The sequence below is a fragment of the Mesorhizobium sp. C089B genome, assembly GCF_030323125.1.
GTDB lineage: Bacteria > Pseudomonadota > Alphaproteobacteria > Rhizobiales > Rhizobiaceae > Mesorhizobium.
Window position 1 is genome coordinate 5,514,425 of sequence record NZ_CP100469.1, and the last position, 24,346, is coordinate 5,538,770.

Genomic DNA, 24,346 nt, shown 5'->3' on the forward strand with positions numbered 1-24,346 from the left:
ACAAGAGATTGATCAGAGGACGAGCGTAAGCGTCGACCCGACGAGCATCAGCGCCGCGATCACGACGAACGCCGCGTAGATGCGGGGACGGTCGAGGAGCAGCGCATTGCCCGATATCCAGGCCGCGGTTGCGCCGCCAAGCGCAAACAGGAAGCCGTTCCGGTGACCAAAGGTCATGGAAGCGGCCATCAGCCCGCCAATGATCAGCGCGCCGAAGACGATGATCACGGCAACGGCGTATTTCTCGAAGTCGTTGCCGCCGCCCATGGCCGGGCCGATCGCGTTCAAATTCGTCAGATCGTCCGGATCGAACGGGTTGGTCGATCCATATTCATCTTGACCGACAGGTTCTCGCATCATTCATTCTCCGCTGACCGGCAACAAATCATCAACATCTGCCGAGCGCAACCGGATCGCGCCGTGCCGAAGGCCGCCGATGCGGTCTTCAACACTTTCTGATGCCGACTTGCCACGGTTTTTTTGCGCCGGTTCACAAAATCTACCCTGCTTTCGGGTCCACACGCCTGAATACCTGGAAAATGAATTACCTGGAAAAATCGCTGCGCACGATGCGGTGCCGCTGCAGCTTGTCGTAGAAGGTCTTGCGCGGAATGCCGAGCGCTTCAATCGTGCGCCGGACATCGCCGTCATTGCGGCCAAGCGCCTCGCGGATGACATTGGCTTCATAGCGTTCCAGCCGTTCCGGCAGTGAGCTGGCGTCATCCGGCTCCGCCGGGGCGGAAGGTGGCGCTTGCGCCGCTTCCTCGAGTCCCAGCACGAAACGCTCGGCGAAATGCGCGAGTTCACGCACATTGCCCGGCCAGTCGTGCTGGCTCAGATGGCGGTGCACTGAGGCAGGCACGGCTGGCATTTGCCGGCGGAAGCGGCCGGCTGCACGCTCGGCGAAGTAGAAGAACAGCAGGGCGACGTCGTCGCGGCGTTCGCGCAGCGGCGGGATCGAGATCGTCACCACATTGAGCCGGTAGTAGAGATCCTCGCGGAAGGCGCCGCGCCGGCTGGCGTCGCCGAGATCGACCTTGGCGGCGGCGACGACGCGCAGGTCGACCGGCCGGATTTCATTGGTGCCGAGCGGCGTCACCTCGCGCATTTCCAGCACCCGCAGCATCTGCACCTGGGTCGAGGCCGGCATGCTTTCGATCTCGTCGAGGAACAGCGTGCCGCCGCTCGAATGCTCGATCCGGCCGATGCGCTTCTTCTGTGCGCCGGTGAAGGCGCCGGCCTCATGGCCGAACAGCTCGCTTTCGATGACCGTGTCCGGCAGCGCGCCGCAATTCAGCGCCACGAAATTGCCCCTGGCGCGGCGGCTCCAGCGATGCAGCAGGCTCGCCACCACCTCCTTGCCGGAGCCGGTCTCGCCGGTCACCAGAACGTCGACATCGGTATCGGCGATTTGCCGCAGCGTCCGGCGCAATCGCTCCATCGCCAGCGTCTGCCCGATCAGCGGCAGGCCGTCCTGCGCCTGTTCGGCGCTTTCGCGCAAGGCGCGGTTCTCCATCACCAGCCGGCGCTTTTCCGCCGCCCGTGCCACACTTTGCGCCAGCCGGTCGGCGGCGAAAGGCTTGGTGATGAAGTCGTAGGCGCCATCCTTGATCGCCTTGACCGCAACCGCGATGTCGCCATGCCCGGTGACCAGGATTACCGGAATGTCGGCATCAAGCTGCAAGACGCGGTCGAAGAGCTGCAGGCCGTCAATGCCGGGCATGCGGATGTCGGACACCACCACGCCGGGAAAATTGGCGTCGAGCCCGGCCAGCGCCTCGTTCGCCACCGCAAAGGCCGAGACGGAAAAACCAGCGAGTTCCAGCGTCTGCCGCGTGGCCCTCCGCAATTCGCTATCGTCGTCGATCAATACGACCGGTGCGGTGTCCATCATGCTGCCCTGGCGAGGTGAATGGTAAAGCGCGTGCCGGCCTGGTCGCTCGCCACCTCGATGCGTCCGCCATAGTCGGCGACGATGTCCTGCGAGATGACGAGGCCGAGCCCGAGGCCTTTTTCCTTCGAGGTGTTGAACGGCGTGAACAATGACTTGAGGATGGCAGGCGAAATGCCCGGCCCATTGTCGGCGACGGCAAGCGCCACGCCGTCGGCCGTCTCCTGGGCCGACACCTGCACCCTGGCGCCGTCGCGACCGTCCAGCGCTTCCAGCGCATTCTGGAACAGGTTGATCAGCACCTGTTCGAGCCGCAGACGGTTGCCCATCACCTTGAGCGTTACCGGCGGCAGTGTGATATCGAGCGCGTCCAGCCGGCCGGCAAAGCGGCTTCTGAGCAGCACCACGGCGCCCTCGATGACGCCGCGCAGTTCGACTGGTTCGGCTGCCGTGCGCCCCTTGCGGGCAAAGACCTTCAACTCTTCGGTGATGCCGCCGATGCGCTCGGTCAGCGCGGCAATCGCGCCAAGGTTCTCCTCGGCCGAGGCGGTCTGCTTGCGCTCCAGGAACACACGCGCATTGTCGGCATAGGCGCGGATCGTCGCCACCGGCTGGTTGATCTCATGCGCGACCCCGGCGGCAACCTGGCCGAGGGTAGCAAGACGGTTGGCCTGCACCAATTCCTGCTGCATGACCTGCAGTTTGGCTTCGGTGCTGCGGTGATCGGTGATCTCGGCCTGCAGCCGGTCGCGCGCCAGGCTGAGGTCATGCGTACGCTCGACGACGCGGCGCTCGAGCTCGATGCGCGCTGCCTGTTCGGCAGCGATGCGCATCTGCGCCGACTGACGGCGCCACAGGAGATAGCCGGCCAGCGCCAGCAACGGCACCACGACGCCCAGCGCCAGCAGCCGCATCTCACGCACCGCAGCCGCGATCGGCGCTTCGACCGGCACGAGATAATCGAGCCGCCATGGCGTCGATTGGACCAGTGTCGAAAGCCTGAGATATTCGGCATCGCTGCCGCCCGGTGTTATCGCATGCACCATCGACACGTCAGGGCTCAATGCCTCGGGGCGTGTGATCGGCAAGGGAATCAGCGGCGCGTTGCCGAATTGCTGGCTGCTCCGGATGGCGGCAGCCACCGGGCCGGCCAGCGGCGCGGTGGTCATGAAGCGCCAGGACGGCACGCTGGTGATCAGCACGACGCCGTGGTCGTCGCTGACATAGGCCGGCCGGTTGGCCTCATGCCAGTCGGCTTCAAGCTGGTCGAATTCCATCTTGACGACGACGACGCCGAGCGGCGCCGCCGCATTGCCGACGCGACGCGAAATGTAGAGGCCGGGGCGCTTGCTGGTGTTGCCCAGCGCAAAATATTCGGCCGTTCCCGATTGCATGGCGCCGGAGAAATAGGCGCGGAAGCCATAGTCGTTGCCGACGAAGCTGGTTGTTTCGCGCCAGTTGCTGGAGGCGATCGCAAACCCGTCGACGCCGGTGACGTAAAGCACCGAAGCCTTGGTGCCGGAGACCAGCCCTTCGAGCTTGCGGTTGAGCACGTCGATCGTGACAGCGCCCTTGTTCTGCAGGGCGTCATGCACCTGCTGGTCCTCGGACAAGAGCAGCGGCAGCGCCCGCGGGCTTTCCAGCACGGCGCGCAGCAACGCAACCTTCAGATTGGCATCGGTGCGGCCTTGCGCCGCCAGTGCCGCGACCTCGGCGCGGCGCGCGTAGAGGCCGGCGCCGGTGAGCGCCGTGGCAACGATCACCAGCGCGATCGCCGCAAACAGCAGCCAGGCGCGACGCGCGCGTTTGCCGAGTTGCTCGGGCGTCTGCGACAGGACCGCGGCAGGGCGTTGCAGCATTCCCTATTTGTGCATGATTTCGCACAAAGCACAATTCGATCATGCGGATGTCCGCACTTGCGGTTGCGGCGCACCAGCTCGGTCGACAAAAATCTCCAACAAAATCAATGGCTGCGGTATGCCGCACAGTCTGGCACGGCAGTTGCAGTGGCCAATACAGCAGTCGCAAGGCTGCGGAAAACAACTGCCCCGGGAGGTCGAGCTTTCGATCGGGGCGCCATGGAGGACGTCATGCAGCCAGCATTCGCTGCCGCCGAACCGCGCGGCAAGCTACCCTTTTACCGTCATCTCTACGTGCAGGTCCTGACGGCGATCGCCGCCGGCGTGCTGCTCGGTCATTTCTATCCCGAACTCGGTGCTTCGCTGAAGCCGCTCGGAGACGCCTTCATCAAGCTGGTCAAGATGGTGATCGCGCCGGTCATCTTCCTGACGGTGACGACCGGCATTGCCGGCGTTTCCGACCTGAAAAAGGTAGGCCGCGTCGCCGGCAAGGCGATGATCTATTTCCTGGTCTTTTCGACCCTAGCGCTGGTCGTCGGCATGGTCGTCTCCAACGTCGTCCAACCGGGCGCCGGCATGCACATCAATGCGGCGACGCTCGATCCCTCGAAGGTCGCCACCTTCACCGAGAAGGCGCATGACACGACCATCGTCGGCTTCCTGCTCAACATCATCCCCGACACCATCACCGGCGCCTTCGCGCAAGGCGACATTCTGCAAGTGCTGTTCTTCTCGGTGCTGTTCGGCATCTCTCTCGCTCTGGTCGGCGAGCGCGGCCGCCCGGTCGTCGATTTCCTGCAGGCGCTGACCTCGCCTATCTTCCGCCTGGTCGCCATCCTGATGAAGGCCGCCCCCATCGGCGCCTTCGGCGCCATGGCCTTCACCGTCGGCAAATACGGCATCGGCGCGATTGCCAACCTCGCCTTTCTGATCGGCACCTTCTACCTGACGTCGCTGCTCTTCGTGCTGGTCGTGCTCGGCGCTGTCGCTTGGTACAACGGCTTCTCGATCCTCGCCTTGATCCGCTACATCAAGGAAGAGCTGCTGCTGGTGCTCGGCACCTCGTCCTCGGAAGCCGCTCTTCCCGGCCTGATGGCCAAGATGGAGCGCGCCGGCTGCAACCGCTCGGTGGTCGGCCTGGTCATCCCGACCGGCTATTCCTTCAACCTCGACGGCACCAACATCTACATGACGCTGGCGGCGCTGTTCATCGCCCAGGCGACCGATACGCCGCTCACCTATGGCGACCAGATTCTGCTGCTGCTGGTTGCCATGCTGAGCTCCAAGGGTGCCGCCGGCATCACCGGCGCCGGCTTTATCACGCTGGCCGCCACGCTCTCTGTCGTGCCTACGGTACCCGTTGCCGGCATGGCGCTGATCCTAGGGGTCGACCGCTTCATGTCGGAATGCCGGGCGCTGACCAACTTCGTCGGCAATGCAGTGGCGACGATCGTTGTGGCGCGCTGGGAAGGCGAACTCGACCAGACCAAGTTCGCCGCCGCCATGGCCGGCACATTGTCCGAGGAAGCCGACCTGGCGCTGTCGGGCGATCTGCAGCCCGCCTGATTACTGAACGCAGACGTTCGCCACAAGGCCGCAGCCGGTTCGCCCGTTGCGGCCTTTTGTTTTGGCGCGCATGGCGGCTGGTGTTGGCCAAAGCTTCCCGGCTAGGATGTCGGCGGTTTTCAACCGAAAGGCCGGCGAATGAGCAGTGCATACCCCGAGATCTATCTGGTCCGTCACGGCGAGACGGAGTGGAGCGCTTCGGGAAAACACACCGGCCGCACCGACATACCGTTGACGGCAAAGGGCGAGGCGGCGGCTCGCGGCGTGGCGGACCGGCTCAAGGATCTGTCCTTCCAGGCGGTGTGGTCGAGCCCGTCGCAGCGCGCCTTCAGCACCTGCACGCTTGCCGGCTTCGGCGCTGCTGCCGTCAAGAAGGACGACCTGCAGGAATGGGACTATGGCGCCTATGAGGGCGTTAAGACCAAGGAGATTCTTGTGCAGCGCCCCGGCTGGCAATTGTTCCGTGACGGCTGTCCCGACGGCGAGTCGGTAGCGGATGTTGGCGCCAGGGCCGACAGGATCATCGCCGGGCTGCGGGCAATCGAGGGCAATGTGCTGGTGTTTTCAAGCTCGCATTTCCTGCGCGTGCTGGCCGCGCGCTGGCTCGGTCTGCCACCCGAAGGCGGTGCGCACTTCGTACTTGATACCGCGAGCCTCAGCATCCTCGGCTATGAGCACGATCTGAGCGAGCCGGTGATACGCAGGTGGAACCAGAAGTAGGATTTCGCGGCAAGCCTGCCTCTTAACGCGCGAGCACCGCCAATTCCTCCGATGTCAGATGCCGCGCCTTGCCCTTGGCGAGTTCGCCGAGCTGCAAACCGCCGATCGCCACCCGAACCAGCCTCAGCACCTCGATATCGAATGCCCCGAGCAGGCGGCGGATCTGGCGGTTGCGGCCCTCGTCGAGCACGATTTCCAGCCAGGCAGTGCGGCCGCCGCTGCGCAGCAGTTCGATCGAACTAGCGGTCAGCAGTTCGCCGTCGACGATCGCTCCGTCGCGAAAGCGCGCCAGCATCGCTTCGTCGGGCGCGGTGCCGATCTGGACATGATAGGTCTTGGCGACATGCGAGGCCGGATCGAGCAGGCGGTTGGCCCAGCGCGTGTCGTTGGTCATCAGCAACAGGCCTTCGCTGGCCTTGTCGAGGCGGCCGACCGGCGACACGAAAGGCAACTCCAGTTCCACCAGGCAGTCATAGACGGTGCCACGATCCTGCGGGTCATCGCGCGTGGTGACCTGTCCGCGCGGCTTATTGATCATCAGGTAGACTTTTGCCTCGCCGACGATCTGCTCGCCGTCGACAGCGATGCGGTCGCGGCCGAGATCGACACGCAGCGACGGATCGCGCACCACCTTGCCGCCAACCTGCACGCGCCCTTCGGCGATCAGCAGCTCGGCCTGCTTGCGCGAACACAGGCCGAGTTTGGAAAGCGCCCGGTTCAGGCTGACGCCTGCGCTCGGGGCCTGGTGTTGGGCGATGTCTGGTGGCCGTGCCATGTCCTGCTTGCCATCCCAATGATCGGCATCGACAAATGCCACGCCCCGCATTGGCTTCGCAACCTGCCGCGGCATCAACATCACGGGTCGCGGGAGCGGGGCTGTTCTCAAATACGATGTGTCAGGGGGGTCGGGCTCAACAGCCCGCCATGGAACGCTGCCCCGCGACGGACGTTGTTGCCGACGAGCGATTTGTCGCGAAAGGCACCGCCATGAAGAAAATCTACCAAAAGCCGACGCTCGTGAAGCGAGGCAGGCTCACCAGCCTGACGGCTCAGATCGTCGCTTCTGGGGTCATTCTGGGGGAATGATCCCCCAGATAACGGAAGGGATAAATCGATGAGCGAGCGCGGCGTTGATTTCCTGCAGGGCTGGATCCACGAGCACCTGCCGGGCGAACTGCCTGCCGACAAGGCAACGGCTCGAACCCTAACCACGCGAGCTGCCCTGGATGCTCGGCATTTAGGCCTTGAGGTCAGCGAGATCGAAGAGGATCTCGGTCCGCTGGAACGGGTGATTTTCGAGGCGCTGGATCAGCCCGATATCTGAGCCCCCGATATGAGCCCATTGCAGGCGATATTGGCCCATCGCCATCCTGGCGGGGGCTTTTCCGTGATGGCATCCGTGGGTGCGCAGCCCTAGGCAGCCCGCGCAGCTGACGCTCCCCGTGCCGGCGGCAATTCGAACACAGTGGCGCCGTTCTCCCGGCCGCGTTCGACATAACCGATGACACGGAACCATTTGCCGACGTCGGCCCGCTGCAGCCAGCTGCGCGAGTGGATGGGAAGGTTGCCGGCCAGCGCCTGAATGTGGCGGATGTGGCGCCTGCAGAAGCGGACCGTCGCGGCGCTGAAGAAACCCTCCTGCGCGGCAAACAGCGTGTCGGCGGCGTCGCTGTTCTCGTGCCAGGCGACGATCGCCACCGTCTTGTCGCCCTCGACCAGCGCGTGCGCTCGGCCTTCCTTCAAATTCATCATCAGATTGTCGTAGGCGACCTTGCTGTCCTTGCCGGCGGCCACATACTCGTCCGACATCCGCGTGGACAGATCACGGAAGACACTTTCGAGATCGCCGATCGTAGCTGCGCGTGCTCGCATTTCTCCTCCTGCAGCCCCGGCAGGCAGTTTGCCCTAGGTGGAGGGGATCACCAAGCAAAGCGAATCCGCCATTTGGCCGATGGGCGCAAAGTGATTTCATTGGGCGGCAAATGTTGGACGCCGCCATCTCCTATCGCGGCAAGCCTGTCATTCGCGTTGCGCCGGTTTTCGTATTTGCTTGACATTGGGCTGATGGAGGCGCGGGTTGCGCCGGGCGTTTGGGCCTTGGGGCATATTTCAATGAAAGAAGTATACGAAAAGCCGGTCCTGCACCGGAAGGGCAAACTTGCGGCGCATGTTGCTTCGCCTACGTCAGGTGGCGGCGGAACCATTGACGTTCCGCCATCCACTGACGAGACTTGATATAGACCTCCACTGAGCGCGAGACTTGCTGATCAACAGAAAGCCCGCTGGCTCAGGCTGGCGGGCTTCTTTCGTTTCTGGAACCATTTCAGTGCATGCCGAATTGACTCGCGATCGCGTTCGGGAGGGGAAGCATGCAAGACCAGCATGTCGATGAGCCGGTTCGCGTGGCGCTCGGCAGGTCCGGAAACACCATCTACAAGGTGGAGCGCGTGGCGCAGGCCGCCGACATCCTGATGAACCGCTGGCCCGCGAAGACGGGCCGCTATCACGTCGCCGCCCGCAAGGCCTGCCTCGGCGTTCTCGAAGCCTGAAAGAGGCGCACTATGCCCGCGCTGCCTTCGTCAATGCGGCGATCGAGGCCGATATCCTCGTTGAACGCGACGCCTAGGCTTGAGCGGCCACCGCTCAAGTCAGTTCAAATCGTGCTGTGGGGCACAGGCCGTGGCTTCCCGGCCTACTCAATGATCGAGAGGCCACGCTGCCTGAAGTGCCGCAACGGTCCCCCGTAGACATTTAGGTCCATGTCAGGGTCGGTCCCCGGTACTCGGTATGGGCAGGAAGCAGCAGAGCAGTTTATCTCGCTGGAGAATTGCCAGAGCGTGTAGCCGTGCCAAGGCCCTTCGGGGAAGTCGGTTACGTGCCGCTTGAAGCGTGCATACCAGAGCGGGACGCCGCCGAACTCGGTCGAGCCGTGCCAGTGGCGGGAGAGCTCTTTGGCGACGGAATGGTTCACATAGAGCAGCGGAAACCGTCCAGTCTCCGACTTCATCCTGCGAAGCGCGCTCTCGATCTGCACGAAAGTGACCTTGAACGTTCCATCCTGGCAGTCTGAGGACGTGGAAAGGCATTCCACATCAACGGCATGGGTCTCTGTCGTATCGTTTCCGACCACCTGGAGGTAGTTGCTGATCTGCCGGTCAACGTCGCTTTTTGTCAGGAGGTGGTATGAGCCCCATTTGAGACCGAGCGCCTTTGCCTCGCCTTTGCGGGTGGCATATGCGGAATCTCTGCCGAGCCCCTGCGTCGCCTTGTGAATAACCGCGGCGACGCGCCGGTCCGTCTTTACTTTGTGCCAGACGATGCCGTTGCCCTTGAACCGATCGAGCACGATTGCGTTCTGCGAATTTTCCCAAGGCGCTGAAAAAGGATCAGAAGTATCGGAAGGCGCCTCTTGCCGTGCAGCCTCCTCGCCATTGCCGGCCACGCAGGTACCCTTGGCGATGGCCCCGTCCGTCACCTCCACGAACTTACCGTCCGCTCCGGCGTAAAAAATTGTGAGGGCCGGCGTCTCGGTGGTGATTTCGCCCGCTTGCATCAAACCTTTCACATGAACGAGAGCGGCGAGGGCGCCGTCCAGTTCAACGAATGTGGCGTCAGAGGAAGTGCTGCCCTCTGCCTCAAGATCTTCGGGGTTTGATGCGACCATCTGGTAAGAATAGTTCGAATGCTCTGTGTTGATTTCGATAAGCCGGCTGCCATCGACGCCAGTCTGCCCCTCATAGGTACATTCGAGCGATTTCGCGGCACTCGGCGAATTCATGGCGATCGGGAAAAGCACCGACATTCCAAAAATCCACACGCGCACAATGCCTGACATGCCAGTGCCTCCATAAATATCAGAATTTGCCCAGCACAGTGCTACTGCGCCGCACGAAAATAGACAACGATCATTCAAAAGTGAGAAGCCGACAGGAGAAGGTTACTTTGATCTATTGTAAAATCCAGTGGCTATTTCAGCGTCTTCGAAAATACCTGAATGCCATGGAAGGAATTGAGCGTGTATCGAGACAAAGACTTGAAGTGCGTCGCAGGATCCCGTTTAAATACGACGCGCTCGGAAGAAGCTGTTCAAAGCGGACAAAGCAAGTCAATCGTCTGCTCCACCCGTTCCCGACGGCTGTGCCGCATCGCGCGTTTGGCATGTTCTTGACGGGCCGGCGGATGGATTGAGCGCCATGACATGGTCGATTGACTCTCGCAAACTAAGCGCCTCGCTTGTGGCTGCGTGCCTGGCGGTTGGCTGGAGCGGAGCGGCGCTTGCGCAGGCTCCGCAACCTTGGACGATCCAGGGCAAGCTGACAGGCAAGCCGAAGAATCTCGAGGGATCGGAGAGCAAGAATTCCAAGGATGTGAGCGGCATTGCCTGCGCGACGGAAAGTGGCTTCCCGCGGCTTTGCCTCATTGCCGATGACGAGACGCAAGGGGCACAGATCATCATCCTGCAGGACGGTAAGCTGATCGCCGGGGATTTCGTGCGGCTGATCGACGACAGTTTCGTCGGCAAGCCTCTCGAACTGGACGCCGAGGGCGTGGCCTTCGCCGGCGGAGCCTTCTATGTCATAGGTTCACATGGCCGGCCGCGCCATGAATCCGGCGTCGACGCCGCCGCCGAGGTCGAGGCGAGGGTCATGGCGAGCAGTGAGATTTTCCGCATTCGCTTTGCGCCCGATTCGATCGATATGACGACCGGCAAGCTCATGGCCGAGCCGGAAAAGAGGCGATCGACGGAACTGCCGGCAATCGTGCGCGCCCAGCCCGAGCTCGCGCCCTTCGCCCAAAGCCCGCTTGAGGAAAACGGCCTCACCATAGAGGGCGTGGCGGTGCGCGACGGCGCCCTTTTGGCGGGGCTGCGCGGGCCGGTTCTGGAGGGCAACCGGGCCGTCATCCTGTCGGTGCCGCTCGGCATGCTGTTCGATCACGGGCCGGGCGGCGCGACCCTGCTGAAGCTGGAACTCGGAGTCGACGGCGAGGGACATGCGCGCGGCGTGCGCGATCTTCTCGCCTATCAGGGAAAGCTGCTCGTGCTCGCCGGTCCCGTCAACGACCCGCCCGAAGGCCAGCCCATCAAGCTCGGCGACTACTCAGTGTTCTCCGATGGCGATCAGGCCGATAAGCTTCTCGATCTCGAAGGCTATGGCGCCGAGATCAAGCCGGAAGCGCTGCTGCCGCTCGGCGAGGCCGATGGCAGGCTGCGCGCGCTTCTGCTGTTCGATGGGCCGGCCGGCGGTCAGCCGACGCCGGTCGAGTTCGGACTGAAATAACCGGCGCTAATCGGCGCGGCGTTTCGGATGGCTGCAGGCGGAGTTCAACTCACTGGCGGCGCTGACACCGCGATGTGCAGCGCGGAGGCATTGCTCAGCTATGTGTCCGGAATGGACCCTAGGGTGATGGTGCCCAGAGGCGGAATTCAAGTGAAGAAAATCCCGTTTTGCTTTCAGATACTTAGGGGAATGTTAGCCGCATCTGCTACCAACATAAATACCAACAAAATATTCCTGTGGATTGGTTCGGTTCCTGCTATTTCTCTCAATGCCTTGCACCTGCACCTTGTCTCTTCCGGTTTAGTCTACATCCTTCTTGGTCATACCTCATCATGCGGGGTCGAGTGAAGACCACGGCTGGCCAAGACGACTTAATCAGAACGGATGGCCATTGCGCCCAATATCGGGATCGCTTTAGGCGGTTTCTGAAAGCCGACATCGTGCGAAGAACAGGTGGCTATTTGCGGGTCCTGAGACCTTGGCCCATACCACCGCTTTATAGGGTGGACGCGGCGCAGCGAAAAGCGCCGCCAGCCGTTCCTCATGTTGCTCCAGGCTGATGATGTGATCCGCGAACACAGACTTTTTTGGATTTGCCGCAGGCACAAGCTCTTTCGCAACCGGTGCGATTTGGCTGCTCAAACCTGACAATGAAGCGGTTTTTTCGCTACTCCGCATTTCTGACTCGATATATCTCTATATCTCTTGCGCCTCGTGCAAGCTCTGCCGGGCTGTTGCAGTGATTGATGCAAGTTCGCCAGCAATTCGTCGGCGTCGGCCGTCGGACTGCCTTCGTGATCCAGTAAGCCAACGATAATATCCTGCTTGGAAACGATGCTCTCGTTGTGAACGAATTGGCCCATAAAATACATGAGCCGGCTCTGTGCCGGTGTGGGCATGGGCCTTCTCCCTGGTCGGGCGAAAGCCTGATGATCGCTCCCAAGCGCCTCGTGCCTGTTTGTTTTTGATTTTTCGAGGCGACGCAGCAGTGTGCGCTCGTTAGCAGGCAATGGGAACCGGCCAGGCAATTGCAGCATCCACGCTGCGCACGCCGCCCTGACCGCGCGTGCCGGCCCCCTGGCGTCGCTCGGCCGCTACTTCAGTGTTTCTGGTTGACAATCGTGGCCGGCGCACCGCATTTTCGCGTTGAGGGACAAACCTGGGATCCTGCATGAAGAAGACTTATCAGAAGCCTGAATTAAAGAAGCGTGAGAAGCTCTCGGCCGTAACGGCTGTGTGCACGCCATCAACCTGCACCGATGAGTGAGAACCTTTAGGCCCCAAGGCGCTTTGCCGAAATTCGCTAGAGAGGGACTGCAGTGAAGAAAGAATACAGCAAGCCAGTACTGACCAAACGTGGGCGTCTCAGCGCAGTGACGGCGCAATTGGCACCCAGTGTTGAACCCAGAGGAGCCTAGGCAAACCACGGCCCTGCAACAAAGCCAGTTGGCTTCGGCAGCGGGCTTCTCCGCTTCCAGGCGCCGAAACCTATCTTCGTATGCCTGTCACAACGAGCCAGGCGGTTTCCGTGCTCGGTCTCCGCACTTCAGGGTCGCTGAACCCTGCCTCTCGCAAGGCAGCAATGACCTCATCCGGCTCGCGAGGTGTAAAAACATCGGCCGGCATGTTCATCCGGTCCATATGTGCCTTCGGGAGGAAGCCCAGCACGACGCGACCGCCTGGTTTGAGGACGCGATGGAGCTCTGCGGATCCAGCTCTAAGGCTTTGCCAGAAGTACACTGTGTGGACGCTGAGAGCCTTGTCGAATGTGCTATCCGGCAAGGGCAAGTCCTCGACTAGCCCGGTTCGGAACTCGGCTCGTCCGGCGCGCACTGCATCGGCGAACCGGTGGGAGGCAGCGTTCACGACATCTGCGAGCGATCAACACCGCAAACGAATGCTGCCTCACGGTTAAGTTGCGGCAGTAAAACTGCGCCGCCGAAACCGACCTCCACGGCACGATCTGCCGTTACCAGTTGCAAATGATCGAGAGCGTAGCCGTTGAGCCGGGCATTGCCCCGGTTCATTCCGGCCCGGACCAGCCAGCCGCCGGTTCGGTCGGCCAGGACAGTGGTTTCGCTATAAATCGTGGCGCCATCCGATCCCACATGGCGCTCGTTGGGGGGAACTCGCCCCCGTCGGATCAGCCGCCTCTGTTGGACCTGATTATCCAATGATAATCCCAAGAGTATCAAGTCATGCGTGGAGTGGTGCCAAGTTTTTGCCCATCGTCTTCGCCCTCCGGAAGATGGAAGACAGCAACAGTCGGGCCCGTGCTTTCCTTCCTGGGGTGGCGCGGGCCGCCGTCGCCTAGCCTTTGCACGAGCCGGTGATGATGGACGCGAATTTGTTGCTGCTGCGAGCCACACCTACCATTTGGCGGAGCTCTTCGCATATCTCTCTCGCGTCTTGGCGCGAAATCTCGGAGAGATAGCGCAGGATTATGGCCTCTTCAGTCAAGGCCTCCTGAATGTGATTCAATTCCGACAGCTTCCGATCGATAGAGCTCATCCATGCACCATGCGCCTAGAAGCGGTGGCGCGCAAACGCTGGTTCGATACTGAAAAATGAAGGCTGCCCAGTTTTTCCTGCCTCACTGATCCAGTTCGAGCGGCTCATGGTCCGGTTGCTCGTGCCCCATGACCTGGCGGAAGTCACGCCGGTCGACCCGCTGGCCGCAGATGGGGCGCGCATAGAATTCCCAGTCAGGGTCATGTGGCTTGCCGGGCATGGGCGGTCCGAGGTCGGCTATTCTGGTTATGCCCGGCCTAACCCGTCGCAGCGGCAAAAGTTCCGGAAAGGCGTGCCCGTTGTCCGATCGCCCGCTCGCATTTTTGTACAACATATTCCCGACTTCCATTATCCCCTCATGGCAACTCTGCGGTACGGCGTAAGGCGGGAACCGGATGGGACGTGGCGGTGTTCGACGTGTTCACCGGGCTGCCGGCTATTGTAGCGGGCCACCCATCTGTCGACCTTCCCGACATGGAGTATGCCGAAGAGCTGGCCGCCATCCTGAATGCCAACGACCTGAAGCAGAGGCTATCTCAAGGGAGGTTCCCCGGAGGGTTCGCCTGACTGAAGTCGGAACAAAGTCAGTGAACAACCGCCCTTGTCAGCGGCCGCTTTAGAGATCGGGTTGCAGAGGAGGGTACACAGGCTTTTCCCCTTATCCTTTTTTCTCCCGGCGGCGCCACTGTCTATTATCGGCGGCGAGGCCGCTATCGCCTTCTGAGCGGGCTAGCGATGGAGTGCCTTCGACGGTGAAGACGATTCCGGCATCCTCAAACGCTTTGCGGATGGCGGCGAGGTTGTGGGGACGCGGTTTCCTGAATTCGTTCTCAAGATCGCTGATCACCATTTCGCTAAGATTGGCCTTTGCGGCAAGTCGCACACGCGACCAGTTCAGTAGGGCTCGTGCTGCTCTGGATTGATCTGCGGAGGGTACGGTTCGGCTGTCCATAGACAGTCGAACATTCAGTATCGCTAAAATGTTCCTCCTGACCTTCTGCGATTTCTCTAACGGCGTGAGGCCGGCTTCTCGGATAACGCGGCGGGGTTTTCCAATAACTTTGCGGAACGCTGATCTGCACGCCGCAATGTCTTCTTTTTCGGCTTGGTCTTCTCAACCAGATCTGGCCTTTTCGCTATCAGGTAGTCAGCCTTGTTCGTTCGATAGTCTTCTTTGTGGATGGACATTGCTACGATCTCCATTGTAGAAATCAACGCGGCTGGAAGCCGACACGTTCCCATAAATCGCTTGTTCAAGGCCGAGCCGAACGGCACACGGATGCCAAAAACACGAAAAGGGCGCGGTTTGTGACCGCGCCCTTATTTGACTAGGTTCAACTGTCCTGCCTACGAGTCTTGTCGACCATACCAGTCGTCGACGTCTCGCCGCACGCGATCCTTCTCAATGCCGTAGCGCTCCTGGATCGTACCTTCGAGCTGATCGCGGTTGCCGGCTATGCGGTCGAGATCATCATCAGTGAGCTTGCCCCACTGCTCCTTGACCTTGCCTTTGAATTGCTTCCAATTTCCTTCGACGCGGTTCCAGTCCATGATGGCGATCTCCTTTCGTTGTCCTTTCGAACAACGGTCGTAGTGGCCATCAGGTTCCGCTGCAGGTAAGCGCGCTTGCTGGTGATCTAGCAATGGAAACTTCGCCTCTGTCCGGGAGCAGTTAGAGCAGAACAATGCAGCAGGGGCGTCTGCGCAGGTCATCGCCCTTAACGCCTTCTGACTGACTGCTTGAGAAGCGCGAGCAATCAAGGCGCTACCACCGTGCCACCGACCGTCTGTATTTTCTTTAGATCTCGGATAGGTTTTGCCGGTATTTGTCGGGAAAAGGAGCCGAAGTGATGACCGACATCTGGCATTCACTCCTCGCCAACCTTGCCTTGGTCTCCATTCTCGTGGTCGCCTGGGACCTTGTGGCGGATTTCACCGGGCGCTTCTCGCGGCGGATGCAGTCGCTGCTTCTCGGCTTGGTCATGTGCGTTGGCGCGGTCATCTCCATGGCGACGGCCCTGTCCGTCTCCGGCTTCGTCGTCGATCTGCGCGCCGCCTTCATTGCTGCGGCCGCGTTCTTCGGCGGATGGCCGGCAATGCTCATCGCCACGGCCGGCTCCATTGCCTATCGCGCCCATCTGGGCGGGCAGGGTGCAGGTGCTGGTGTCATGGGTATCCTCATTACCGCAATTGTCGGCATCGCGTGGCACCACTTCGTCGCGGCCCGATCGCGCACCATGTACGACATATTCGGTCTTAGCGTAACGGTCGCTCTCGCCGGGCTTATCACGCTCCTGGTCATCCCAGCGCAAGCCCTTACCGGTCTTGTGCAGCAGAGCACGTTCCCGTCCCTCGTATTCCGCTTCCTAAGCACAATCATCATCGGCGTCCTGCTCGACCGGCAGCAGCGCCGGCGGGAGCTCTTGATGTCCAACATGACCTACCGGGCCATGGTTCGAGAACTGCCGGATTGCCTGAACATAAAGGATGTCGACGGCCGTTTCATCGCCGCCAACCCCGCCACCGCCGAAATGGTTCGCGCCGCTTCGGTCGACGATCTGATCGGCAAGACGGATTTCGATTTCTACCCCAGGGATGTAGCCGAGCGCTTCCGGCAAGATGAGATGGGCGCACTGGAGGCCGGGCAGACGTTGCGGATCGACCAGCCGGCGCTTTTCCCGGACGGCCGGCAAGGTTGGCTTTACACGCTCAAGGCCCCCTTCCGCGACGAGTCGGGCAACATCGTTGGCGTCATCACCTACAATCGCGACATCACCGAGCAGAAGCGCACCGCCCAGCTCAAGAACGATTTCATTTCCACGGTCAGCCACGAATTGCGCACCCCGTTGACCTCCATCCGCGGCTCGCTTGGCCTGATCGCGGCCGGTGTTGCCGGCGAACTGCCGCCGAAGGCCGCCAATCTCGTCAACATCGCCCACACCAATAGCGAAAGGCTGGTTCTCCTCATCAACGACATTCTGGATATCGAGAAGATCGAATCGGGCGTGATCACCTTCAAGATCAAGCAGATGCCTGTCCGTCAGGTGCTAGAGCAGGCCATTGCCGCCAGCTCCAACTACATGGCTGACAGCCGGATCAAGATCGTTCTGATCGACGATGCCCCGCGCGCTGAGGCCAACATCGATCCGGATCGCCTGCATCAGGTGATGGCGAACCTTCTGTCGAACGCGATCAAGTTCTCGCATGCTGATGGCACCGTCACGGTGAAATTCCAGCGTCGTGACGGCGACATGCTGCGTATTTCCGTCATGGACCAGGGCACTGGCATCCCGGAGGCTTTCCGCGGCCGTATATTCGGAAAATTCGAGCAGGCGGACGCTTCCAGCACGCGTAAGATAGGCGGCACCGGCCTGGGGTTGAGCATCGTCAAGGCCATTACCGAAAAACTTGGCGGAGCCATTTCCTTCGAAACCGAGGAAGGCAAGGGAACCTCGTTCCACCTCGACCTTGCAGAAGCACGCAGGCACCACCCAAGGCCGTATCCGCCACCGCACCTGACGCGGAAGCCCGATGGCCGCCTACGGGTTCTGATCTGTGAAGACGAATCCGACGTCGCCGCCGTGATTGCGGCACTCTTGGATGCGGAGGGCTTTTCCAGCGACATCGCACCCGATATCGCCACGGCAACGGCGCTTCTGAGGTCCCGCGAATACGTGGCCTTGACCCTCGACATCAAGCTGGCGGGGGAATCCGGTATCAAGCTCTTCCACGACATTAGGGCATCGCCGGTCAATTCCGACATTGCGGTCATCGTCATCTCCGCCGTTGCCGATGAGGCCAGGGGGTCGCTGAACGGCAGCGCCGTCGGTATTGTCGACTGGCTGGAGAAGCCGGTGGATTCAAAGCGGCTTCACGCCGCCCTTGCCAAGATCCTTGCTGGCAGGACCGAGCAGAGGCCGAAGATTCTGCATCTCGAGGACGACGAGGGCGTGCTTGCGGTGATGTCGGAGGGGTTGGGTTCGGGGGTCTCGATCACTTCTGCGAAGACCCTCAAGGACGCCCGGGAGGCGATCGGCCGGCATCGCTTCGATCTGGTGATCCTGGATATTGCACTCCCCGACGGATCGGGGTTGGACCTGCTGGCCGATCTGCCGCTCGAGACTGGGGTCATCGTGTTTTCGGCGGCGGAGCTAGACCAGAAACTAGGTGATCGCGTGCAGGCCATCCTGACCAAGACCAGGGCGTCGGAAATCGATGTGGCAAAGCTGGTCAGGAGCATGTTGGTTTCGTCCCGCACCCAACCTGCCGCGCACGCCAAGGAGTGACGCTCATGCCCGCAAGGATTCTCTATGTGGATGACGAGGACGATATCCGCGAAATCGCCCAGATGTCGCTGGAACTCGAGCCGGAGTTCGAGGTGCTGTCCTGCCCGTCCGGCTTGCAGGCGCTCGCCGATGCCGCCGAATGGCGACCCGACCTTATTCTGCTCGACGTAATGATGCCGGACATGGACGGACCAGAGACGCTGCGGCGCCTGGCCGGGTCTGGGGCGACGGCTTCGATACCCGTGGTGTTCATCACCGCGCGCACCCAGACCCATGAGGTCGAACGCTATCTGGCGATGGGGGCGGTAGGGGTCATCGCGAAGCCGTTCGACCCGCTTGCGCTTGCCGGTGAAGTCAAAAGATTGCTTCGACGGCGCGCCTGAGTCGACGTTTGGCTTGAGCACCGAGCGCAGTCTGGCTGCAGACTGAGCGACGTCGTTCACGGCTCCTATACCATGTCTCCTTATTCATCTACTGATTGTGCCGAGATGCAGGCGTAGCGAATCAGGTGGTCTATAATTGCCTAGGATCGGCGGATGTCGATGAGAGTTGAGAACAATGTTTCTCTGCATGAGCCGCGTTGGCGGATGTGGTTCATGGATTGATCACTCCGGGGGGCGACGGAACCGGAGCAAGGCTGTTGAACGGAGCGAAGGCAAGAGTTCTGATTTGCGATGACGATCCCCTTTTGATCGAACTGATGGAATTCAGGCTCATGGCAAAGGGATACGAGGTCATCAAAGCAGTAGACGGGGCGGAAGCGCTCTTGAAGGCGGAGCATGAGGCGCCCGATATCATCGTGCTCGACGCGATGATGCCCAAGGCCGACGGCCTAGAGGTTCTTGCCCGCATAAAGAGCGAACCGGCTTTGTCGGAAATCCCGGTGGTCATGCTGACCGCCCGCAAGGGCGAAAAAGACATCGTCTCCGCTCTTGAGAAGGGGGCCGACGACTACCTTGTGAAACCCTTCATTCCCGAGGAACTCCTGGCCCGGCTTGCGCGTCTCTTGGCGCGGAAGAGCGGGAAGCGCTGATGAGGCGCGGCCGGTGCGCCACGGTTGCAGCATGCGTCTTCCTGGCGGTTGCGGCAGTGCCCGCCGCGACGCTGGCCCAGACGGTCGAGGAACTGTACGCCTCCGGCGTGAAGGCCAGGCAGGCCCAGCATTTCGACGAGGCGGCGCAGCTGCTTAGGCGTGCGCTGGCGCTCAAGCCGGACAATGCCGACGCCGTGGTGCAACTTGGCTTCACCGAACTTGGCCGCAACAATCTGCCGGCGGCGCGTGAAGCGTTTTCCAAGGCGCTTGCGATTGCGCCGGAATATCTGGATGCCAGCTTCGGCATGGCTCAGGTCGAGTTCCGGTCGGGCAATCTGGACACTGCCCTGCCGCTGGCCGAAAAAGTCTCGCGTGCCCAGCCCGACAATGCCGATGCGAGTACGCTTGTCGCCAGCATCCACAAGGCCCAGCAAGCCGGCAGCAGCAAAGCGAAGCCTGCGACCGTGAGAAAGAGGCTGCGTCCGCCGCGGCCGGATCCCGTCGCCGGCCTGATGGAGAAGGGCCAGAGATTGCGGGCGGCGGGACAATTGCCCGAGGCGCAGAACGCCTACCGCCGAGCGCTGCGGCTGGCGCCGAAAAACACCGACATCCTGGTCGCCATGGGTCTCGTGGCTGGATCCCAACAGAAATTTGACGAAGCCGGGAATTTTTTCGACCGGGCGCTGGCCATCAGGCCCGGACTTCTCGACGCCCGTTTAGGCAAGGTCCGTCTGGCGATCTGGCAGAACGACGTGCCGCGAGCCCGCACAATGATCGGTGATGTGCTTGGCGCTGAACGTGACAATACCGAACTGATCGCTCTCGATGCGCGGATTTCCATGCTGGAGCAGGATGACACGCGGGCCGAGCAATCGTTTCTGCGGGTGTTGGCGGTCGATCCGCGCAACGCTGAGGCGCTTGTGGGGATCGGCGATCTGCGCCGAGCGCGTGGCGACGATGCTGGCGCGCGAGCCGCCTACCGCCAGGCGCTTGCCCTCGAACCCGGCTCGCGCGATGTCGAGCAGAGGCTCGCCGCGCCGCCGCCACGCAAATGGCGGCTCGATCTGGGCAGCGAAGTGAGCGATCTCACCGAGGGGCTTGGTGGCTGGACCGACAGTTCGGCTGGCCTAGCATATCGGCTCAGCGCGCAAACGACAATTTCGGGCCGCACCCGGGTGGCGACCCGCTTCGGCCACACCGACTTCCAGATCGAGGGCCGCATCGACCAGGCTTTCTCGCCCACTGTTTCAGCGCATGCGCTGGTGGCTGCGACGCCGGATGCCGATTTCCTCGCGCGCTACTCGATCGGAGCCGGCGCTTCATGGCAGATCCTCGCGCCCGCCAAAGCGTTTGGCCCGTTCTCGCTTAACGTCGATACCCGTTATGACCATTTTGCCAACACCGAGATCACCACCATCTCGCCCTGGGTGCAGGCCTATGTCCTGGATGGCCGGCTCGGGCTTTCGGCACGTTGGGTCCACGCAGCCGACGACATTGGCACGCGCGCCGATGGTTATGTCCTGCGAGTCGATCTTGCAGTTACCCCTAGCGTCAATGTTTTTGGTGGTTTTGGGGATGCCCCCGAGATCTCCGACGGCACGCTGGTGCCTACGCGTACCGTCTTTGGGGGCATCTCCTGGGACGTTTCCGACCCGCTGACGCTGCGCAGTAGCCTCGCCCATGAGCAGCGCCCGACATTCGACCTAACCACATTCGGGCTCGGCCTGACTGCGCGGTTCTGATCATGTTGTACGTCTGGTACCTGTCCATCCTGCTCAGTGCCCTTTCCCTGGTGATCATGCTTCTGCTGATCGGGCGCCGGGTGCTGCACGAGCGCCGGGGGACGGAGGGCGCCGATCAGCGGCGCCTTCTTCTAACGGCGCTGATCGCCTTCACCGAAAATCGCGATCGCGAGGCATTGAAGACAGCGCTGCTTGCGGTGCCGGCAAGGGTGGCGATCGATGCCGGCTTCGAGTTTATCTCGCTGCTGCGCGGCGAGGAGCACGACGAGCTGCTTTCAGCCTTCAACGAATGTGGCCTGCCGACCCTTGTGGGCACCCAGCTTGAAAAAGGCAACGGCGCCGAACGCATCCACGCGGCCGAGATGCTGGCCGCGCTGCGTTCGGAGGACGCGGTGGCAAACCTGCTTTCGGCGCTCGATCGCGACCGGTCGCGCGAGGTCAGGATCGCCGTCGCGATTGCGCTGTGCGATATCGGCGCCCTGCCGCCGCTGGTCATAACGCTACGCAAGATCGGCGTGGCGGGGCAGCGCTCACGGCGCGTGATCGAGCTTTTCAGGCGCTTTCCGTCAAAGCGGTTCGACGAGCTTGAGGATTACGGCAGCCGTGAGGACGCGGTGCCTTTTATCAGGGCGGCGGCAATCGATGCGCTTGCTCGCAACGGCGGCTTCCGGTTTGGTGAGTTCTTTGCTCGCGCGGCTGGCGATCCGTCACCGGAGGTCGCCGCAGCCGCATTGCGGGCACTCGGCCTGACGGGACATGCCAATGCGCCGGCCATCCTGGCCAAGGCGATGGAAAATGGCGGCTGGGATGTGCGTGCCGACGCTGCCGATGCAGCGGGCCGCCTCGGCCTGTTTGAACTCGCCGCGCCGCTCGCTCAGCTGATGGACGACGAGGCATGGACCGTGCGTTATGCCGCCGCTAACGCATTGCGCTCGCTCGGCCAGCAGGGAGAACAGGTGCTGCGCGAGATCGCCGCCAGCGAGGTCTCGCGCCGCCAGCGCACGGCCTCACTGATCCTTGCCGAGGGGCCGGCCGCGTGATGTTCGACTGGAGCCAAGAGATCATCCTGGGTGCCTCCATCCTGTCTTGGTTCATCATTGGGGCAGGGCTGGCGCAGACGGCGGTATACCTCCTGCAACTCATCATTGCCGCCTACGCGCTGTCCAAGCGCCCGCCAGTCGCGCGATCGGCGCTGCTGTGGCACCGTTATGGCGACGTCGCGCCGCCGATCGCGCTGCTGGTGCCCGCCTACAATGAGGAAGTTAACGTAGTCGAGAGCGTGCACTCGATGCTGGCGCTCGAATATCCGAATTTCGAGGTGCTCGTCATCAATGACGGCTCGAAGGATCAGACTCTGCAGCGCCTTATCGAAGGCTTCAAGCTGGTGAAATTCCACCGGCCTTATGAGGACGCCCTGGCGCACAAGCCGATTCGCGGGCTCTATTCCTCGTTGATTACCGAACGGCTGTTCGTGGTCGACAAGGAAAATGGCGGCAAGGCAGATGCCCAGAATGCCGGTATCAATGTCTGCCGCGCGCCGCTGTTTTGCGTGATCGACGGCGATTCCATCCTCGAGCCCGATGCGCTGATGCGTGCCGCGCAGCCCTTCATCGACGATCCAGAGCGCACCATTGCCGTGGGCGGCACGATTCGGATTGCCAACGGCTCCAGGATCGAAGGTGGCAGGGTGCGCGAGGTCCGGCTGCCGCGCCGGCTATTGCCGCTGCTGCAGGTGGTCGAATATTTGCGGGCCTTTCTCATGGCGCGGCTTGCATGGAGCCGCATCAACTCGCTGATGCTGGTGTCCGGCGCCTTTGGTCTGTTTCGCCGCACGGAAGTTGTGGCAGTTGGCGGCTTCACCAGTGGGTCGATGGGTGAAGATTTGGACCTCGTGATCAAGCTGCATCGCCACATGATGGACACCAAGCGAAGATACAGCATCCAGTTCATTCCTGAGCCGGTGTGCTGGACCGAAGCGCCGGAGTCACTTCGCGTTCTGGCAAGGCAGCGTACGCGCTGGCAGCGCGGTGCGCTCGAATGCTTCTTCCGTTACCGCTCCATGCTCTTCAACCCCCGCTATGGGCGCGTTGGCTTCCTCGGGTTTGGCCACATACTGATTGTCGATGTGCTAGGGCCGATATCGGAGGTGCTGGGCTATGTGCTGATCCCGACCTTCTGGCTGCTCGGCATCCTTTCGACCGAATATCTCTTGGCATTCACGTCGCTGGTTTTCACCTACGGGGTTTGCGTGAGCGTGTGTTCGCTGGTCCTCGAAGAGGCCGAGCTTCAACGTTTTCCGCGCGCGCGGGATCTCGCCTTGCTCACGGCCGTGGCTGTGATCGAGAATTTCGGTTACCGCCAGCTCAACAATCTCTGGCGCGTGAAGGGATGGTGGCAATATCTGCGCGCCGACCAAAGCTGGGGCGAGATGACCAGGACCGGCCTGACTGGCCCCAAGAAGTGAGTCCAGCCAGTTGAATCACCGCAGCGTCCGCTCGATTTCAGTTATAAGCGCATCGATCGCGGCATGCACGGCTCCGTCATCCGCCTGCTCGATCAGCGATGTTTCCAGTGCCGATGCCTGCAGGCTGACCTCCGCAAACCCGAAGGTTCCCGCGGCTCCAGCGAGCGAGTGCGCCGTCCCAATCAGCGGGTCGTTGGAGCCCTTCAAAAGGACTGTGTGACGCGCCGCCTTCAACTCCGCTAGTTGAGCGGCGCACCGGGCCAGGAAACGTTGCCGTAGGGGGGCGAAGGGATCTTCCAAAATGGGAGGCGCTCCACGGCCAGGTTTCAGAGGTATTCAAGCAGAAAATTCGGTGGAGTGAAACGAGCTGCTTGGCACGTCAGAGCGGACTAGAGTGGGCCGTGCCCCAACAAACGGCAGCTTCGCGCCTGATTGCAGTCGCCCAACCAGCTAGGTTCGTCACCGCAAAGCGGACGTTCAGTAGATCGCGGCAGCGCCCGAGTCGTCTTTGTGACGGCTTCCGCTTGGTGCAAGTTGAGAACTGCTCCGAGTTCTTGTGATTATCGCTAAGGTAGCTGACACCCGACGAGAAAGCGTGTAGACTTCGGCCATCCGCTAGGACGGAAACTATTAGTGCCGGAGATACGGGTGCTTGTCACGGCTCTCCTTTCCAATGGCCGCTCATCGCGCTAATGTGCCTGTCTGCCTCTTCTCGGGGACGATGATGGACAATCGAAATCTTCTTAGAATAGTTATACTAAGCGGCTGGGTTCTCTCGGGGACTATAGCGCTGGCAGTAATAATATCCATAATCGCGTTGTCGTTTCAAGGTAAGCAAATACCGCAAATTCTTGGCAATTTCGGTGGAGTAATAATAGGATTCTTCTTTGGTCAATTTGCTTCATTCGTAAAAGATGCGCTACTTCCAAGCGACAAAGCGGTGTCGGATGTAAGAGGAAATATCGCCAGTGGAAACGAAGAAAAGTAGAAAATTT

At 61.5% G+C, this 24,346-nt stretch carries 28 protein-coding genes; 15 read left to right on the plus strand and 13 right to left on the minus strand.

The features are described 5' to 3' along the window. Positions 1–12: 12 nt before the first annotated feature. From NLY44_RS27060 to NLY44_RS27070, 3 genes are all read right to left on the minus strand, one after another. Complete coding sequence (locus NLY44_RS27060) at positions 13–360, minus strand: hypothetical protein (RefSeq protein WP_032885862.1); 348 nt, start codon at positions 358–360, stop codon at positions 13–15. Positions 361–544: 184 nt separating this feature from the next. Then, entirely contained in the window at positions 545–1,894 is a 1,350-nt protein-coding gene (locus tag NLY44_RS27065; RefSeq protein ID WP_023669667.1) for a sigma-54-dependent transcriptional regulator, read from the minus strand. Beyond that, a complete protein-coding gene (locus tag NLY44_RS27070) occupies positions 1,891–3,750 on the minus strand; it encodes a sensor histidine kinase (protein ID WP_023699532.1) in 1,860 nt (619 codons plus the stop codon). Before NLY44_RS27070 ends, NLY44_RS27065 begins: the two co-directional genes overlap by 4 nt. Before the next feature lie 231 nt (positions 3,751–3,981). Between NLY44_RS27070 and NLY44_RS27075 the strand changes: the two genes are divergently transcribed. Together NLY44_RS27075 and NLY44_RS27080 are read left to right on the plus strand one after the other, a co-directional pair. Then, complete coding sequence (locus NLY44_RS27075) at positions 3,982–5,316, plus strand: dicarboxylate/amino acid:cation symporter (RefSeq protein ID WP_023681916.1); 1,335 nt, start codon at positions 3,982–3,984, stop codon at positions 5,314–5,316. Positions 5,317–5,454: 138 nt separating this feature from the next. Further along, positions 5,455–6,036, plus strand: a complete 582-nt coding sequence (locus NLY44_RS27080; RefSeq protein ID WP_023687390.1) for a histidine phosphatase family protein — start codon at positions 5,455–5,457, stop codon at positions 6,034–6,036. A 22-nt stretch (positions 6,037–6,058) separates the two neighbouring features. Here NLY44_RS27080 and NLY44_RS27085 read toward each other — a convergent pair whose 3' ends face one another. After that, the gene (locus NLY44_RS27085; protein ID WP_023696665.1) at positions 6,059–6,811 is read right to left on the minus strand and encodes a pseudouridine synthase; all 753 of its coding nucleotides are present in this window, start codon (positions 6,809–6,811) and stop codon (positions 6,059–6,061) included. A 149-nt stretch (positions 6,812–6,960) separates the two neighbouring features. On the opposite strand from NLY44_RS27085, the gene NLY44_RS27090 reads away from it, so the two are divergent. After that, positions 6,961–7,122 (plus strand): hypothetical protein, encoded by a 162-nt coding sequence (locus tag NLY44_RS27090; RefSeq protein ID WP_023669672.1) that lies wholly within the window; start codon positions 6,961–6,963, stop codon positions 7,120–7,122. Positions 7,123–7,150: 28 nt separating this feature from the next. Next, the gene (locus tag NLY44_RS27095) at positions 7,151–7,360 is read left to right on the plus strand and encodes a DUF768 domain-containing protein (RefSeq protein ID WP_023669673.1); all 210 of its coding nucleotides are present in this window, start codon (positions 7,151–7,153) and stop codon (positions 7,358–7,360) included. Positions 7,361–7,449: 89 nt separating this feature from the next. On the opposite strand, the gene NLY44_RS27100 is transcribed toward NLY44_RS27095, so the two are convergent. After that, positions 7,450–7,908, minus strand: a complete 459-nt coding sequence (locus tag NLY44_RS27100) for a hypothetical protein (RefSeq protein WP_023669674.1) — start codon at positions 7,906–7,908, stop codon at positions 7,450–7,452. 497 nt (positions 7,909–8,405) lie between these two features. Here NLY44_RS27100 and NLY44_RS27105 point away from each other — a divergent pair, with 497 nt between their 5' ends. Continuing rightward, complete coding sequence (locus NLY44_RS27105; protein ID WP_245263895.1) at positions 8,406–8,585, plus strand: DUF982 domain-containing protein; 180 nt, start codon at positions 8,406–8,408, stop codon at positions 8,583–8,585. Positions 8,586–8,728: 143 nt separating this feature from the next. On the opposite strand, the gene NLY44_RS27110 is transcribed toward NLY44_RS27105, so the two are convergent. After that, positions 8,729–9,871: a glycoside hydrolase family 25 protein gene (locus NLY44_RS27110; protein ID WP_286455981.1), complete on the minus strand. Its 1,143-nt coding sequence runs from the start codon at positions 9,869–9,871 to the stop codon at positions 8,729–8,731. Positions 9,872–10,229: 358 nt separating this feature from the next. On the opposite strand from NLY44_RS27110, the gene NLY44_RS27115 reads away from it, so the two are divergent. Beyond that, positions 10,230–11,315, plus strand: a complete 1,086-nt coding sequence (locus NLY44_RS27115; RefSeq protein WP_084013093.1) for a DUF3616 domain-containing protein — start codon at positions 10,230–10,232, stop codon at positions 11,313–11,315. 27 nt (positions 11,316–11,342) lie between these two features. Beyond that, the gene (locus tag NLY44_RS27120; protein ID WP_156941077.1) at positions 11,343–11,663 is read left to right on the plus strand and encodes a hypothetical protein; all 321 of its coding nucleotides are present in this window, start codon (positions 11,343–11,345) and stop codon (positions 11,661–11,663) included. A gap of 66 nt (positions 11,664–11,729) precedes the next feature. On the opposite strand, the gene NLY44_RS27125 is transcribed toward NLY44_RS27120, so the two are convergent. The 3 genes from NLY44_RS27125 to NLY44_RS27130 all read right to left on the minus strand — a co-directional run bounded on the left by NLY44_RS27125 (position 11,730) and on the right by NLY44_RS27130 (position 13,489). Then, complete coding sequence (locus NLY44_RS27125; RefSeq protein ID WP_155929721.1) at positions 11,730–11,993, minus strand: Ros/MucR family transcriptional regulator; 264 nt, start codon at positions 11,991–11,993, stop codon at positions 11,730–11,732. 810 nt (positions 11,994–12,803) lie between these two features. After that, positions 12,804–13,181, minus strand: coding sequence for a class I SAM-dependent methyltransferase (locus NLY44_RS33040; RefSeq protein WP_353654449.1), 378 nt, complete (start codon positions 13,179–13,181; stop codon positions 12,804–12,806). Next, positions 13,178–13,489 carry a hypothetical protein gene (locus tag NLY44_RS27130; RefSeq protein WP_156941094.1) on the minus strand — a complete coding sequence of 104 codons (312 nt, stop codon included), beginning with the start codon at positions 13,487–13,489 and terminating at the stop codon, positions 13,178–13,180. Before NLY44_RS27130 ends, NLY44_RS33040 begins: the two co-directional genes overlap by 4 nt. A 739-nt stretch (positions 13,490–14,228) precedes the next feature. Between NLY44_RS27130 and NLY44_RS27135 the strand changes: the two genes are divergently transcribed. Continuing rightward, the gene (locus tag NLY44_RS27135) at positions 14,229–14,393 is read left to right on the plus strand and encodes a hypothetical protein (protein WP_023807146.1); all 165 of its coding nucleotides are present in this window, start codon (positions 14,229–14,231) and stop codon (positions 14,391–14,393) included. 91 nt (positions 14,394–14,484) lie between these two features. On the opposite strand, the gene NLY44_RS27140 is transcribed toward NLY44_RS27135, so the two are convergent. From NLY44_RS27140 to NLY44_RS27150, 3 genes are all read right to left on the minus strand, one after another. Further along, positions 14,485–14,778 (minus strand): helix-turn-helix domain-containing protein, encoded by a 294-nt coding sequence (locus tag NLY44_RS27140; RefSeq protein ID WP_031198824.1) that lies wholly within the window; start codon positions 14,776–14,778, stop codon positions 14,485–14,487. A 56-nt stretch (positions 14,779–14,834) separates the two neighbouring features. Next, positions 14,835–15,014 (minus strand): hypothetical protein, encoded by a 180-nt coding sequence (locus tag NLY44_RS27145; RefSeq protein WP_023806874.1) that lies wholly within the window; start codon positions 15,012–15,014, stop codon positions 14,835–14,837. 159 nt (positions 15,015–15,173) lie between these two features. After that, on the minus strand, positions 15,174–15,377 hold the full coding sequence (locus NLY44_RS27150; RefSeq protein ID WP_023673385.1) for a CsbD family protein: 204 nt from the start codon (positions 15,375–15,377) through the stop codon (positions 15,174–15,176). Positions 15,378–15,676: 299 nt separating this feature from the next. On the opposite strand from NLY44_RS27150, the gene NLY44_RS27155 reads away from it, so the two are divergent. The 6 genes from NLY44_RS27155 (at position 15,677) to NLY44_RS27180 (ending at position 23,351) form a co-directional block, all read left to right on the plus strand. Continuing rightward, positions 15,677–18,112 (plus strand): hybrid sensor histidine kinase/response regulator, encoded by a 2,436-nt coding sequence (locus tag NLY44_RS27155; protein WP_023822644.1) that lies wholly within the window; start codon positions 15,677–15,679, stop codon positions 18,110–18,112. Between the two features lie 5 nt (positions 18,113–18,117). Next, the gene (locus tag NLY44_RS27160) at positions 18,118–18,495 is read left to right on the plus strand and encodes a response regulator (RefSeq protein WP_031198823.1); all 378 of its coding nucleotides are present in this window, start codon (positions 18,118–18,120) and stop codon (positions 18,493–18,495) included. Between the two features lie 257 nt (positions 18,496–18,752). Then, the gene (locus tag NLY44_RS27165) at positions 18,753–19,145 is read left to right on the plus strand and encodes a response regulator transcription factor (RefSeq protein WP_023822643.1); all 393 of its coding nucleotides are present in this window, start codon (positions 18,753–18,755) and stop codon (positions 19,143–19,145) included. Then, positions 19,145–20,887 carry a YaiO family outer membrane beta-barrel protein gene (locus tag NLY44_RS27170; RefSeq protein ID WP_023817026.1) on the plus strand — a complete coding sequence of 581 codons (1,743 nt, stop codon included), beginning with the start codon at positions 19,145–19,147 and terminating at the stop codon, positions 20,885–20,887. The genes NLY44_RS27165 and NLY44_RS27170 overlap by 1 nt, the downstream gene beginning before the upstream one ends. Before the next feature lie 2 nt (positions 20,888–20,889). Beyond that, the gene (locus NLY44_RS27175; protein ID WP_023817027.1) at positions 20,890–21,927 is read left to right on the plus strand and encodes a HEAT repeat domain-containing protein; all 1,038 of its coding nucleotides are present in this window, start codon (positions 20,890–20,892) and stop codon (positions 21,925–21,927) included. Further along, the gene (locus NLY44_RS27180) at positions 21,927–23,351 is read left to right on the plus strand and encodes a glycosyltransferase family 2 protein (RefSeq protein ID WP_023817028.1); all 1,425 of its coding nucleotides are present in this window, start codon (positions 21,927–21,929) and stop codon (positions 23,349–23,351) included. Before NLY44_RS27175 ends, NLY44_RS27180 begins: the two co-directional genes overlap by 1 nt. Before the next feature lie 15 nt (positions 23,352–23,366). On the opposite strand, the gene NLY44_RS27185 is transcribed toward NLY44_RS27180, so the two are convergent. Continuing rightward, the gene (locus NLY44_RS27185; protein WP_023806859.1) at positions 23,367–23,651 is read right to left on the minus strand and encodes an Hpt domain-containing protein; all 285 of its coding nucleotides are present in this window, start codon (positions 23,649–23,651) and stop codon (positions 23,367–23,369) included. 424 nt (positions 23,652–24,075) lie between these two features. On the opposite strand from NLY44_RS27185, the gene NLY44_RS27190 reads away from it, so the two are divergent. After that, the gene (locus NLY44_RS27190) at positions 24,076–24,339 is read left to right on the plus strand and encodes a hypothetical protein (RefSeq protein WP_155921680.1); all 264 of its coding nucleotides are present in this window, start codon (positions 24,076–24,078) and stop codon (positions 24,337–24,339) included. The last annotated feature ends 7 nt before the right edge of the window (positions 24,340–24,346 follow it).

Excerpts from the sequence above, each read along its gene's own strand:
- NLY44_RS27115 (WP_084013093.1), top strand. The coding sequence starts at position 10,230 with ATGACATGGTCGATTGACTCTCGCAAACTAAGCGCCTCGCTTGTGGCT.
- NLY44_RS27060 (WP_032885862.1), bottom strand. The coding sequence starts at position 360 with ATGATGCGAGAACCTGTCGGTCAAGATGAATATGGATCGACCAACCCG.
- NLY44_RS27150 (WP_023673385.1), bottom strand. The coding sequence starts at position 15,377 with ATGGACTGGAACCGCGTCGAAGGAAATTGGAAGCAATTCAAAGGCAAG.
- NLY44_RS27105 (WP_245263895.1), top strand. The coding sequence starts at position 8,406 with ATGCAAGACCAGCATGTCGATGAGCCGGTTCGCGTGGCGCTCGGCAGG.
- NLY44_RS27175 (WP_023817027.1), top strand. The coding sequence starts at position 20,890 with ATGTTGTACGTCTGGTACCTGTCCATCCTGCTCAGTGCCCTTTCCCTG.
- NLY44_RS27190 (WP_155921680.1), top strand. The coding sequence starts at position 24,076 with ATGGACAATCGAAATCTTCTTAGAATAGTTATACTAAGCGGCTGGGTT.
- NLY44_RS27080 (WP_023687390.1), top strand. The coding sequence starts at position 5,455 with ATGAGCAGTGCATACCCCGAGATCTATCTGGTCCGTCACGGCGAGACG.
- NLY44_RS27140 (WP_031198824.1), bottom strand. The coding sequence starts at position 14,778 with ATGGACAGCCGAACCGTACCCTCCGCAGATCAATCCAGAGCAGCACGA.
- NLY44_RS27155 (WP_023822644.1), top strand. The coding sequence starts at position 15,677 with ATGACCGACATCTGGCATTCACTCCTCGCCAACCTTGCCTTGGTCTCC.
- NLY44_RS27100 (WP_023669674.1), bottom strand. The coding sequence starts at position 7,908 with ATGCGAGCACGCGCAGCTACGATCGGCGATCTCGAAAGTGTCTTCCGT.
- NLY44_RS27145 (WP_023806874.1), bottom strand. The coding sequence starts at position 15,014 with ATGTCCATCCACAAAGAAGACTATCGAACGAACAAGGCTGACTACCTG.
- NLY44_RS27120 (WP_156941077.1), top strand. The coding sequence starts at position 11,343 with ATGGCTGCAGGCGGAGTTCAACTCACTGGCGGCGCTGACACCGCGATG.
- NLY44_RS27075 (WP_023681916.1), top strand. The coding sequence starts at position 3,982 with ATGCAGCCAGCATTCGCTGCCGCCGAACCGCGCGGCAAGCTACCCTTT.
- NLY44_RS27090 (WP_023669672.1), top strand. The coding sequence starts at position 6,961 with ATGGAACGCTGCCCCGCGACGGACGTTGTTGCCGACGAGCGATTTGTC.
- NLY44_RS27170 (WP_023817026.1), top strand. The coding sequence starts at position 19,145 with ATGAGGCGCGGCCGGTGCGCCACGGTTGCAGCATGCGTCTTCCTGGCG.
- NLY44_RS27095 (WP_023669673.1), top strand. The coding sequence starts at position 7,151 with ATGAGCGAGCGCGGCGTTGATTTCCTGCAGGGCTGGATCCACGAGCAC.
- NLY44_RS27070 (WP_023699532.1), bottom strand. The coding sequence starts at position 3,750 with ATGCTGCAACGCCCTGCCGCGGTCCTGTCGCAGACGCCCGAGCAACTC.
- NLY44_RS27085 (WP_023696665.1), bottom strand. The coding sequence starts at position 6,811 with ATGGCACGGCCACCAGACATCGCCCAACACCAGGCCCCGAGCGCAGGC.
- NLY44_RS27180 (WP_023817028.1), top strand. The coding sequence starts at position 21,927 with ATGTTCGACTGGAGCCAAGAGATCATCCTGGGTGCCTCCATCCTGTCT.
- NLY44_RS27110 (WP_286455981.1), bottom strand. The coding sequence starts at position 9,871 with ATGTCAGGCATTGTGCGCGTGTGGATTTTTGGAATGTCGGTGCTTTTC.
- NLY44_RS27160 (WP_031198823.1), top strand. The coding sequence starts at position 18,118 with ATGCCCGCAAGGATTCTCTATGTGGATGACGAGGACGATATCCGCGAA.
- NLY44_RS27065 (WP_023669667.1), bottom strand. The coding sequence starts at position 1,894 with ATGATGGACACCGCACCGGTCGTATTGATCGACGACGATAGCGAATTG.
- NLY44_RS27125 (WP_155929721.1), bottom strand. The coding sequence starts at position 11,993 with ATGCGGAGTAGCGAAAAAACCGCTTCATTGTCAGGTTTGAGCAGCCAA.